The sequence below is a fragment of the Pseudomonas sp. H1_D05 genome, assembly GCF_054682705.1.
Map to the genome: position 1 here is coordinate 4,645,241 of NZ_CP162825.1, position 13,895 is coordinate 4,659,135.

A 13,895-nucleotide genomic window follows, 5' to 3' on the forward strand; every position below is an offset into this window, starting at 1 on the left:
CCATTTTTTTTTGGCTCCCGTGAGCGGAGCATTCAATAAGGAGATTGGACATGTTCAAACGAATTGGAAGGGTTGCGCTGCTGTCTGCGACGGTACTGATTTCGGGGCAGGCATTGGCGGTGACCGGTGGCGGGGCGACGTTGCCAGCCGCGCTGTACAAGGGCTCGGCCAACAGCATTTTGCCCGCCAGTTTCAGCTACGCCGCTGTTGGCAGCGGGGCAGGCAAAGCGGCGTTTTTAAGCAACAATGCTGCGCCGTTCGGCACTACAGGCACTGTGCATTTCACTGGCAGCGATTCGATCCTGACGGCAAGCGAAATCAGCCAATACCAGAGCGCTTTTAACGCCAGTTATGGCCCGCTGATTCAACTGCCATCCGTTGGCACTGCAATCGCCGTGTCCTATAAGAAAAGCGGTATCAGCAATCTCAATCTGACGAGCAGCCAGTTGTGCAGGGCGCTGTCGGGTGACGCGCCAACGTGGGGGCTGCTACTGGGGACTGCCGACACCACACCGATTCGCGTGGTCTACCGGAACAACGCCAGCGGCACCTCGGAAATCCTCACTCGCTACCTCAACTCTGTTTGCCCGGTTAAGTTCGCGACCAATTCCCTGTTCACTGCGGCGCGCCAGCCGTCAGGTTCGACAGTGCCGAGCAACTGGGTCGGCGTGTCGAGCGACAGTGATGTCCTGCCTACGATCAATCAGGTCGACGGCTCAATCGGTTACTCCGGCCCGGACGGTGTACTGGTGAGCGATAACACTGTCGTTGCGCGTCTTAATGGTGTGTTGCCAACCCTGATCAACGTCGCGCTCGGACTGTCGTCGGTTGCGCCACCGGCGTCAGCGTCTCAGGCAGCCAATCCCGCCAATTGGTCGCCCGTGGTGGCGAACCCTGTCAACGGCTACAAAATGGTCGCCTACAGCAATTTGATCATCGGGCAGTGCTACAGGGATGCCAACGTGGCCAACGAGATTCGTGCCTTCCTGACCACCCACTACAGCAATCCTGGCAACAATGCCGCGGTGGTGGCGCACAAGTTACTGGTGATGCCACTGAGCTGGAAAAACGCCGTCACTGCCAACTTCATCACCAACACCACCGGCAACAACCTCGACATCAACAACCCGGCCGTGTGCAACGGCATCGGTCGTCCTCTTTAAAAGTGACTGCCGCCAAACCGATGGCAGCCCCATATAGGGCTGCCATTTTTTTGAAGGCGCAGAACGGCCCGGCGCGAATACTCCCCCAACATGAAGTTTGTGTGACATCCGTTCGGTCGCGACCGCCGCCAACTGCCTATGACGTAACAGCAGGTTTTTGCACGCCTGCGGCATGTGTGGCAACCAAAGTGTGGCAACCAAAAGGATCTCGTAGTGATGCTCGCTCGCCCATCCCGTCGTACCAACGTCCAGTCGTTCAAACGTGAAGCCGTGGAGCCGGCGCTGTGGCTGCTCAAACCACTGGCGCAGGCGGTGGCGTTGTGTCTGGTGGCGGGCAATGCGCACGCGGCAACGGCGTTCAGCTCCAACTGGTTCGCCGCCAAAGGTGCGGCGCAGCAAGCCGCTGCCGCACGGCCGAGCACTGGCAGTTTGCCGGGGATGACGCCACCCTTGGCGCAGCAGCAAAAAGCCAATCAGCAATTGCAGCGCTCGATTCAGACCTTGAACAACACCGTCGCCGCGATTGCCGCGCAGCAGGCGGCTCAGGCGGCCGGGCGCGCGGCTGCATTGGGCACGGTGCAGTTTGTCCCGGACGGTCTGGGCGAGGGCGGTCTGAAGGTCGATAACAGCCTGACCCAAGGTTGGCAGAACGCCAAGGGCCCGCAGCAAACCCAGGCCGACGGCAAGACCACGGTGAAGATCGAGCAGACCGCCGACAAGGCGATCCTCAACTGGGAAACCTTCAACGTCGGGCGCAACACCAGCGTCGAGTTTGCCCAGCAGGCGAACTGGGCGGTGCTCAACCGGGTCAACGACCCGAATGCGCGGGCGAGCCAGATTCAGGGGCAGATCAAGGGCGACGGCACGGTGATGCTGATCAACCGCAACGGCATCGTTTTCAGCGGCAGCAGCCAGGTCAACGTACGTAACCTGGTGGCAGCGGCAGCGAACATTACCGATATCCAGTTCCGCGACCGAGGGCTGTATTTCGACAGCAACGGTACTCAGCCGACCTTCACCGATGCCGCCGGCAAGGTGTTGGTCGAGCGCGGTGCGAGTATCACGACTCATAAACCGGCGACGTCGACCGATGCCGGTGGTTATGCCTTGCTGCTCGGCAGCGAAGTGCAGAACGACGGCAATATCAGTACCGCCAAGGGCCAGACCGTGCTCGGCGCCGGTGACCGCTTCTACATCCGCAAAGGCGCGGGCACCGAGGGCAATGCGCTGTCGACCACGTTCGGCAACGAAGTCACGCCGGGCTTCAAGGCCGGCGATGTCAGCGGCAAGGTCAGCAACAACGGCTTGATTCAGGCCGCCACTGGCGACATCACTCTGACCGGCCACGAAGTCGTGCAGAACGGCGTATTGCTCGCCAGCACCTCAGTGGCGTCTCGCGGCACGATTCACTTGTCCAATCTCGCGAGCGACAGCGGCGGCAGTGTCACCCTGGCGCAAGGCAGTGCCACGGCGATCATGCTCGACAGCAGCGATCTGACGGCGCTCGACAGTCAGCATCAGGCCGCCCTCAGCGCGGTCACTGCGAACAACCGCATTCGTGGCGATCAGTCGCGCATCGAGATGCAGAGCGGCGGCAGCGTCGAGTTCCAGAATGGCTCCATCACTCTCGCCACCGGTGGCCAGGTGGCAGTGAGCGCGCAGCGTCGCAGTCTGGTGCGCGACGGCGCGATGATCGATGTCTCGGGTGCCCTCGGCGTCAAAGTGGCAATGGAAAACAACAACATCAAGATCAACGTGCAAGGCAACGAGCAGCGCGACGCCTCGGTCAACCGCGACAAAGGCGCGCTCAACAGCAACGACATCTGGGTCGATGTGCGAGAGCTGGTCTACGTGCCGGCCGGCACCAACGGCTATGCCACCGATCGCTGGTACACGGCCGGCGGCTTGCTGGAAGTCGGCGGTTATCTCGGCACTCAGGCGCACAGTGTGGGTGAGTGGATGGCGCAGGGTGGTACGGTGAGTTTTGCCGGCAACGACGTAGTCACCGAAAAGGGTTCGTTGATCAATCTGTCCGGCGGCACTCTCGATGTGCAGAGCGGCGAGATCCGCCAGAGCTGGTTGCGCGGTGCGGACGGCAAGTTGTATGAAGTGTCCCGTGCGCCGGGCGATCTGCTCTACACCGGGCTGTACAAAGGTTACGAGGACAGCAGCGAGCGCTGGGGCCAGACCAGCTACTTCTACAACCCGCTGATTGCCCCGCGTTCGCGTTTCGAGTCGGGTTACATCGTGGGGCGTGATGCCGGACAACTGGTGATTGCCACGGCCAACGCCGTACTCGACGGGCAGATGCTCGGCGAGGTGTATCAGGGCGAGCGGCAGAACCAGGCGCCGAAACCAGTGCTTGATGGTTATGAACAGAGTCAGACCGCGCTGGCCCGTCGCGCGCAGTTGATTGTCGGCAGTTATGACCCGGCGTATGTGGCGGCTTCGGGTGGCGTTTTGTATGCGCTCAATCCGCTGCTGGACCAGGTGCAGATCGGCGGCGAACGACCGGTGGCCAACAATGATCAAGATCTGGCCGGCGCCGTGTCGCAGGCGCGCAAGGGCACGTTGTATCTCGATAACCAGCAGCTCAACGGTTTCCGTCTCGGCGCGCTTAAAGTGGCGGCCAGGGATCAGGTTGTCGTTGACGGCGCGCTCATCGTCGATGCCGGTGGCGATATCACCTTGTATGCCCCGGATGTGCAGGTCGGCGCCGACCTGACGGCGCGTGGCGGCAGTCTGCGACTGGGCAACGTTCTCAATCAGTTCACCGGCTCCGAGAGCAGCGACACTCGGCTCACGGCGAAAGCCGACAAGGCGACGCAAGTCCTCGTGGCTGCCGGCGTGCAACTGGATACCCGTGGAGTGTGGAGCAATCTGCGCACCGACCCGGATGATGGCGCGAGTCTGGCCTCCCTCAACGGTGGTTTGATCTCGATCCGTAGCAGTGGCGATATCGATATCGGTGCTGGCAGTCTGCTCGACGTTTCTTCCGGCGGCGCGGTACTCGCCAACGGCAAGACCCGGGGCGGCAAGGGTGGCGATCTGACGCTGGAGTCCAGCGCGATTTCCGCGCCGGGCCAATCGCATTTGCGCCTCGATGGCGATCTGCGTGGCTACGGCGTGACCGGTGGCGGCACCCTTACGGTACAGGCCAACAAGATCCTCATTGGCCAGACCGACAAGCTGCTGGCCGACACCACGCTGCAGCTGTCCGCCGATCTGTTCAAAAAAGGCTTCTCCGCATACAACCTGATTGGCCTTAATGGTCTGGACGTGGCCGAAGGCACCGCCGTCGAGGTGACGATGCCGGTTTACCGTTTTGCCGACGCTGCGCCAGGCATGGCCAGCGGTGTCGATCCGCAAGCGGCGCTGGAGCTGTGGACGCCAACGCTGTTTCAGGAAAATCCGACCCAAGGCGTGCTGACGCAACGCGCCGGTGCCAGCCTGACGTTGCAAGGCGGCGCCAGCCTGATCAACCTGATCGACGCGGCCAACAGCACGCTGACCCTGGGCCGCGATTCGCGTATCAGCGTCGATCCGGGTCAGAGCATCAAGCTGCGCGGCGCCGGACAGATCACCGTTGACGGTGCACTCAACGCCTGGGGCGGCACGATCGATATTCGCCAGCAACAGTTCGGCTCGATCAAACCGGCCACCTCCAATCAGTTGGCCGACCCGAACGCGCATGACCGTTCGATCTGGGTCGGCGAGCATGCGGTGCTGGACGTGGCCGGGCGAGCCAACACGGCAGTCGATGCCTTGGGTCGCACCTATGGGCAGGTCGGCAAGGGCGGCAGCATCATTCTCGGCGGTGAGATCGACGCGAAACTCGCCACGGCCACCGCCGCCGATGCTTACGTGATTGTGCGGCAAGGTGCGCGGCTGGATGCCTCCGGTGCCGAGGCACTGCTGGATATCGCTGGCCAGGGACCGACGCGCGTGGCGACTGACGGCGGGCGCATTGGCATCGGCTCTTACAAGGGTCTGTTTATCGAGGGTGACCTGCGTGCAGCAGCGGGCGGTGTCGGCGCGGCGGGCGGTCGTCTGGAGGTGGCGCTGGAGACGCCGTTGTACCTCGAATCGGCGGACAACAACGTTCGCGCACCTCGAGAGTTGATCATTGATCAGCGCGCGACGGAGCAGATACTTGCAGCCGGTTTGCGTCCGGGCGAGAGCGATACCGGTCTGCGTTATGGTCAGGCGCGGCTGCATGCCGACAGCCTGATGTCCGGCGGTTTCGACATCCTGAGCTTGTTGAGCAACGGCTTGTTGTCGTTCGACGGTGACGTCAATCTGCACATGAATCAAAGTCTGAGCCTGTATGCCGGTGCGCTGTCCCTTGCCGAGTCTTCCAAAGGCACCGCACGGGTCGATTTGCAGGCGCCGTACCTGCGCTTGTCCGGTGTCGGCAGCTATTACAGTGTGGTCGGCACCGTGCGCCCACGCCCGACCAACAACCCGACCGGTAAACTGTCGGACGCTCGCTTCAGCGCGACGGCGAACCTGCTGGATGTGGGCAACAGCCTGTCGTTCGGCACGCAAGGTTCGATCCTGCAACTCAAGGCGCCGGCCGCCGAATACAGTCGCCGCGCATTTGCTGACGTCAGCCTCGATAGCCGTGGTGATCTGCGCTTCCTGGCGCCAACCGATGGCGATCAGAAAAGCCGCCTGTGGACGCCGGGCGATTTGAACTTGAGTGCGGCGCAGATTTACCCCGCTACTGATGTGCAGGCTGAAGTGCGTGTCGGGTATCAGGGCGCGCAGGCGGTGGCCGAGCATACCCTGCGGATCGGCGGTCACGGCCCGGCGCCGGTGGCCGCGCCGTACTCAGCGTTTGGCCAGTTGACGTTCTCGGCCGCGCACATTGAACAGGGGGGCGTGTTGCGTGCGCCGCTGGGCAAGATTGTCCTCGGCGATGACCTGCTGACCACCACCCGCGAAGTGCGGTTGCTGCCGGGCAGTCTGACGTCGGTCAGCGGCGCCGGGCTGGTCATGCCGTACGGTGGCACCACGGACGGTATCGACTACCGCTTTGGCGGCAAATCGGTGGTGTTGAATGGCATCACCGGTGAAACATCGGGTGTGTCGATGAGCACCCAGTTCATTGATGTGCAGAGCGGTGCGGTCATCGATCTGTCCGGCGGTGGCGATTTGCGCGGCGCCGGTTTTGTTTCCGGGCGCGGTGGTTCCACGGATGCGCGGTTCAACCCGCTAGTGCGCAATGCCACCGACGGCACCTTCAGCCTGCCGGGGCTGGCCAGCAATCCCGTGTATGCCATCGTGCCGGGTAATCAAAGCGCCTACGCGCCAGTGCTGGCCGAGGCGGGCGCGGTGGATCCGCGCATTGGCCAGCAGATCACCCTCGGCGCCGGGGTTCCGGGGCTGGCAGCGGGTACTTATACGTTGTTGCCGTCGACGTTCGCGTTGCTGCCGGGCGCCTTCCGGGTCGAGGTCAATGGTCAGGCGACAGCGGGCACAACCACGGGCGCGCTGCCACTGCGTAACGGTTCATGGACCGGCAGCGGACAGTTGTCGATTGCCAACACCGGCCAGCGGGACAGTCTGGCCAAACAGGTCATTCTGACCTCGGCCGATGTACTGCGCCGTTACTCGCAATACAACGAAACCAGTCTCAGCCAATTCATCCAGAGCGATGCGGTGCGGCGCGGGGTGCCTCGAGCGTTGGCACCGCAGGACGGCAAGACGCTGGATCTGCGCCTGGTTGACGGTGGCGAGCAGGATGTCGCGTTGTTGTTCAAGGGCCAGGCGCGGTTCGACGCTGCGGCGGGCGGGCTGGTCGGAACGGCCGTGGTGCGCAGCGGCAACGCGCGCAGCAGTTTTGAAATTCTCGGCACCGGGCAGGCGCCCACCGAGGGCTTCAGCGGCATTTCGCTGTATGCCGACACGCTCAATAACCTCAACGCCGGGCGTTTGACCATCGGTGCGATGCCGACCGTCAGCTACAGCACGGCGGGCAATATCATTGGCTTCACCGGCGACACCGCCAGCATCGTCCTGCGTGACGGTGCGCAGTTGGCGGCACCGGAAGTGTTGTTGCGTACCAACTCGATCAATGGCGGCATCACCGTTGAAGCGGGCGCTGGGATCAACTCTCTGGGGCGCGGCAACGTGGCGTATGACTCGACGGTCGGGTACATCTATCAACCGGGCGCGTCCAGCGTGGTGGTGGTGTCGAACGGCTGGACCAATGTCCTGGCGCCGGAGGCGGGCGGCGGTTTCACCGGCGCCGGCAGCATTCGCATCGGCACCTGCGCCGTGGCGGTTTGCAGCAGTCCGGCGCTGTTGTATTCCAATGGCAGCATCACCGCCGCGACGGACAATCAGTTCGAACTCGGTGAAGCCGTGCGTTTCGGCACGCGTCATCTCGCGCTGGCCGTGGGGGCGGTCAATGCAGGCAGTGCCGAAGCGTTGTCTGCTGCAGGCAATCGTGTACCGGCCGGTCTGACGTTGAATCAGAATGTGCTGGATCGTTTGCTGCGCGGCGATAATCAGTTTGGTGCGCCAGCCCTGGAGACGCTGAGCCTGACCACGCGCGATGCCTTCAATCTGTACGGCAGCGTGACCCTCGATACGTTCGATGCGCAGACCGGTCAGAGCAAATTGCAGAACCTGGTGCTCGCCACCCCGGCGATTTACGGCGCGGGCGATGCCGACGATGTGGCGACGATCCGCACCGCCCAACTGATCTGGAACGGCGCCACTCAGGATCCGGGCAGTGTGATCAATGGCGGCGCCGGTACTGGTAGCGGCACGCTGGATATTCAGGCACAACGCATCGAATTGGGTTACGGCCCGATGCCACAACCCAACGGCCTCGATCAGAACAACCGGTTGGCGCTGGGTTTTGCCAACGTCAATCTGAGCGCCAGCGAGCGCATCACCGCCAATCACAAGGGCAGCCTGGCGGTGTATCAACAGCAGGGCGCCTTCGATCCGGTCAAAGGCTATGCCTACAGCGGCGGTAATCTCACGCTGCGCACACCGTTGCTCACCGGTGAAGCGGCGTCGGTCAACCTGCTCAAGGCTGGTAACAGGCTCACGCTCAGCGGTGCCGGTGCTGCTGGCGTGGCCGATGCCCTCGGCGCAGAACTCAATCTGCAAGCCCGCGACATTGTGCTCGACAGCCGCATCGCGTTGGCCAGCGGCAAGCTCACGGCCAAGGCCGAGCACGACTTGACCCTGGCCGGCGGCGCGCAACTGGACATGGCCGGACGCACTTTGCCGTTCAACGACGTGAGCAAGTACAGCTGGGGAGGCGATGTGTCGCTGTTGAGCGCCGCAGGCGATATACGCCAGCTCGCTGGCTCGCGCATCGATCTGTCGGCGAAAAACAATCAGGCCGGCAACCTCAGCGCCGTTGCCTTGGCAGCGGATGCCGGCATCGTCGATCTGCAGGGCGAGATTCTCGGTGCCAGCAGCGGTTATTACGATGCCGGCGGCACGCTGGTGCCGTACAAGGCCGGTGGCGTGGACATTCGCGCGCAGCAACTGGGCGGTGAGGCGAGCGCCCAGTTCGCGGCACTCAACCAACGCTTGAACGCAGGCAAAGTGTTCGGCAGTCGCAGTCTGCAACTCAAGCAAGGTGATCTGTTGATCGGTGACGGGCTCAAGGCCGGCGAGGTCAATGTCTCGGTGGACAATGGCAGCCTGACGGTCAATGGCTTGATCGATGCCAGTGGCGAACGGGTCGGCAGCATTCGTCTGGCGGCGCAGAACGGCCTGACCCTGGCCGGCGACAGTGTGCTCGATGCCCACGGCCGCGTACTGCGGGTCGACAGTTACGGCAAGATCATCGACGCGCCAAACCGGGCCATGGTCGAGCTGAATTCCGGGGCCGGGGTGTTGACCCTGGCGTCCGGTACGCGCATCGACTTGCGCCATGGCACCGATGCAGTGCCGGGCTTTCTCGCCGGGCAGAATGATCAGATGTTGCGCGGCACCCTGGAGCTCAACGCGCCGCGTCTGGGCGCCGGCGACATCGCCATCGATGCCAGCGGCACGGTCAATATTCAGGGCGCGCGTTCCATCGGCCTCAATGGCACGCGCCGTTACACCGATGCGCGTGATGGTGTCGATCCGGCGGTCAGTGGCCGGCCGTATCAGGTGATCGATCAGGCGCTGTTGACCCGCATCGACGGCGACAACACCACGTTCATCGACGCCGCGCTGACAAACGCCGATCTGTTGCAACGCAAGCTGGCGGGTCTGAACAACGCGACCTACGCCGATGCCTTCCACCTGCGCCCCGGCGTGGAGATCGCCAGCAAGACAGCGGACGGCGACCTGGTGGTGGAGGGTGATATCGATCTGTCGCGCTACCGCTACGCCAGCCTCAATCGGCACACGGGCAAAGTCGATGGCGTCTACGGTTCCGGTGAATCCGCCAGCCTGGTGATCCGTGCCGGCGGCAATCTTGATATTTACGGCAGCATCAACGACGGTTTCGCGCCGCCACCGGAGACCGTCGACGACGCTGGCTGGAAACTGTTGCCAGGCGTGCAGCCATTCGGCGGCGATCTGGTTGTACCGGGGAGCGGGGTGACGCTGGCGCCGGGCACGCAATTCCCGTCGGGCGTGACCCTCAATTACGATTTGCCGATTCAGGACACGACGTTGGTCAGCGGTACGCTGTTGCCGGTTCAGGTGGAGCTGGCCGCGCCGTACACCTTCAGTGCCGGCACCGTGCTCGCGGGGGCGGTGCATGACGCCTCGGGCAATCTTTTGTATGCCGCCGGAACACTGCTCGACAGTGACCTGACCGTGCCGGCCAGCAGCCGACTGGGTGCCGGGATTCGCTTGAATCGCAACACCGCGTTGAAGGCGATGAACTGGCCCAAAGGTGTGCCGTTGCCGGGCGCCTTCGATGCCGACACTGGCAGCAGCAAGAATTTGATGTTGAGCAGTTCACTGGCGCTGTTGCGCGGTTCGTTGATTCCGTCGATGACCAATGTGGTGCTCGCTGACGGCGCCGCGTTTGTCGAGTTGCGTGGATTCAATGGCACACAGCAGGGCGCCAACTGGGCACTGGCGAGCATGTTGCCGTCGGGCAGTTCGTCGTGGTCGATCCGCGCGGTGGCGGGGGCGGATCTTTCCGCCGCCGATAGTCGTGCGGTGAAACCGCTCACCACCGAGGGCAATTTGCGTCTGGCGGACACTCATTACGGTGCAAAGATCACCGAAGGCAATCCACGCGCGGTGTGGTCGGAAACCAACCAGTACGGTTTCCCCGCCTTCGAACCAGTGCCCGAGGAATACCTGATTCTCTGCGAAACCGATCCCGGTGCCTGCGCCCCGATGGCGCGCTGGACCTGGGCCCCGGCAACCAGTTCGGCTTTCAGGATTACGCGCCGATTCCCGAGGAATACCTGACGCTGTGCGACAGTTACCCCGAGGTGTGCGTCGAGAGCAATCCGGCGAAAAGCGCCAGCATCCACAGCCAGATGTTCAGTGTCCTGCGTACCGGTACCGGCGATCTTGATTTGCTCGCTGCCGGCAATTTGAGCATGGCTTCGCCGTTTGGTGTGTACACCGCTGGCACCCAGTCGGCCGATGTCGATCCGCGCTTCAAGCAGATGCGCGGACGCTTGTCGGACAAGGATTCGGTATTGGGCAGTGCCGGTGGCGACGTGGAAAAATGGGTCAACGGTGGTACCGACAGTCTCTATCAAGCCTGGTATCCGCAGCTCGGCGGCAACCTGACGATCAATGCCGGTGGCTCTGTCTCCGGTGACACTCTTGGGCGAAAAACCGCCAATACCGGCGGTTACCGTGAACAGGTGCCTGGCGTGGCGGTGGGCAACTGGTTATGGCGTCAGGGCACCGGCAGTGATGACGTGCCGACCGCCTGGTGGATCAATTTCGGCAGCTATGCGACGCAGCCGCTGCCCGACGCCGACATGGACGCGGCGCCGTACCTGGTGGGCTTCACCGGTTTTGGCACTTTGGGCGGTGGCAACATCAGCCTGCGCGCCGGAGAAGATGCCGGCATGCTCAGGCCGATGGGGGATGCGCGGACCAACCCACGCAGCCAGGGCCTGATCGTGGCGGTCGGTAGCACCGGTCGTGTCGGCAGCGACGGTAGCCTGCAATTGACCGGTGGCGGCGACATGGACATTCGCATCGGTGGTTCGCTCAATCCGTCCCTGCAAGCGCGCGCCGGCAACAATGGGATCACGCCACCCAAGCATGATCTGCAAGGCGCGCTGATCAACCTGCGCGGCGCGGCACAGGTGAGTGGCAGTGCGGTCGGCGGCATCAATCTGCAATATGGCGCCAACAGCGTGTTGCATGATGCTCGGGAAACCCGCGCGCTGGACCCGTTTACCGCGACCACCGGCAATGCCTCCGGCGGGCTGGTGCTGATCCCCGGCGATTCGGGCATGCGCATCAACACCCGTGGCGATCTGGTCCTGGGCGGCGCGGCGGACCCGGGCCGCGTGCGTTTGCAGAACGCCACGCCGCTGTTTGACGAGGCGGGGAACGTCAGCCAGGGCGGGATTTTGAGTGGCTTCTCGCTGTGGACCGAGCACACGGCCATCGATCTGTTCTCGGCGGGTGGCAACCTCACGCCGAGTACCCAGTTGGCCGAGACGGACACCAACGGGCCCATCAAAGGGCAGAACACTTCACCGACTGACAGTCGTTTTGTTTATCCGTCGATTCTGCGCGCCGTCGCCGGTCAAGGCTCGATCTACGCAGGTTCATCGGCGGCTTACAGCGTCGGCAATACCGCTCCCGCCACCGCTTACTCGCTGCTGTTGGCGCCTTCGGCTTCAGGTCAGCTGGAGCTGTTGGCCGGTGATTCGATTTATGCCGGCGGCTATGCGATCAACCAGTCCGGGGCCAGTCCACTGGCGATTGCCACGCCGTTTGCGCCGGCATTCAACGGCTATGCCAGCAACTCGGCGCAAACCCCGTTCATCTCCAACAGCGGCAGCGATGGTGTCGCCGCAGAACCGAATCTGCGCTTCCCATTGTTCGCCTTCGGTAGCAACTCGTACTCCGGCCTCAGCGATGTCATGGGGCCGGCGCGAATCTACGCGTTGACCGGCGATCTGGTCGGCATCCGCAGTGGCGAGTCACTGCGCGCAAGCGATTCGCAGCGAACCTGGTACGAAGCCGCCGGGCCGGTGTGGATGATGGCCGGTCGCGACATCGTCGCCTCTGGCACCGACCTGGGCCAACCGACGATTTCGCCGAAAGATGGCGTCGGCACCACCAAGGACACGATTTACTCCACCGGCAACCTGTTCGTGCATAACGACCCGAGGGATGTGTCGAGAGTGTCGGCCGGGCGCGACATCCTTTACAGCAGCTTCGACGTCGCCGGTCCCGGCACGCTGGAGATCAATGCCGGGCGCAATATTCTGATGGAGGACCGTGCCAGCATCACCAGCCTTGGCTCGTTGCTGGCCGGTGATCAGCGTCCGGGGGCCAGCGTGGTCTTGCAGGCCGGCGCGGGCGCGCAGGGGCCGGATTATTCGCGGTTTATCGCGCACTACCTGAACCCGCAGAACGTGGCGAGCGCGGACGCAGCCCTCAGCGCGCAACCGGGCAAAGTGGTCAAGAGTTACCAGGACGAATTGCAGAGCTGGCTGACCTTGGGTTACGGCTTCAGTGGCAGCGCTGAACAGGCACAGGCGTTCTACGCCGCACTGCCGGGCACCGAACAGGCCATCTTCGCCCGCCAGGTGTACTTCGCCGAACTGCGCGCCGGTGGCCTGGAATACAACGATGTCGATGGCCCGCGCAAAGGCAGTTATCTGCGTGGTCGCAACGCTATCGCCGCGTTGTTCCCGAGCACAGATGTGGCGGGCAACCCAATCCGCTACGACGGCGATATCACGCTGTACGGCGGAGCAGGGGTCAAGACCCTGTTCGGCGGCGACATCCAGATGCTCACTCCCGGCGGCGGTCAGGTGTTCGGCATCGAAGGTGCGGCGCCGCCATCGACGGCGGGGATCATCACCCAGGGCTCGGGCAACATTCAGCTCTATTCGCAGGGCAGCATTTTGCTCGGCCAGAGCCGGATCATGACCACCTTCGGCGGCTCGATTCTCGGCTGGTCGGCCGAGGGCGATATCAACGCCGGTCGTGGCTCGAAAACCACCGTGGTCTACACCCCGCCGAAACGGGTTTACGACACTTGGGGCAACGTCACCCTGTCGCCATCGGTGCCGAGCACCGGCGCCGGTATCGCCACGCTCAACCCGATCGCCGAGGTGAAGCCGGGAGACATCGACCTGATCGCGCCGCTGGGCACCATCGATGCCGGTGAGGCGGGGATCCGCGTGTCGGGTAACGTCAACATCGCCGCGCTGACGGTGGTCAACGCCGCGAACATCTCGGTGCAGGGCAAGGCAACGGGTGTGCCGGTGGTCTCGGCGGTGAACACCGGGGCGATTACTTCGGCCAGTTCGGCGGCATCGTCGGCCACACAAGCGGCGGAAGATGTCGCGCGTCAGCAGCAAGCAGCGTCGCGGCAGAATCAGGCCTCGGTGTTTACCGTGCAGGTGTTGAGTTTCGGCAACGAACAACTCGCGCCGACCCGCGATGGCGCCAGCCGCGCACCGGCCCCGGGTTACAACCCGAACAGCCCGGTGCAGGTGTTGGGCGCCGGGGCACTGGATGAACAGGCGAAGCAGCAGTTGACCGAGGAGGAGCGTGGGCAACTGACGTTGTAAAAGACTCTCGTGCAGTACGTTT

The 13,895-nt window shown here is 63.3% G+C and carries 1 protein-coding gene and 1 pseudogene; both read left to right on the forward strand.

Translation table 11 applies throughout. From position 1 onward, the window contains the following. Positions 1-50: 50 nt before the first annotated feature. Positions 51-1,163: a substrate-binding domain-containing protein gene (locus tag AB4O11_RS21025; RefSeq protein ID WP_460128323.1), complete on the forward strand. Its 1,113-nt coding sequence runs from the start codon at positions 51-53 to the stop codon at positions 1,161-1,163. A gap of 216 nt (positions 1,164-1,379) precedes the next feature. Then, positions 1,380-13,873: pseudogene (locus tag AB4O11_RS21030) on the forward strand (filamentous haemagglutinin family protein). Positions 13,874-13,895: the final 22 nt, after the last annotated feature.

Coding starts and splice junctions, on each gene's coding strand:
- AB4O11_RS21025 (WP_460128323.1), top strand. CDS start 51: ATGTTCAAACGAATTGGAAGGGTTGCGCTGCTGTCTGCGACGGTACTG.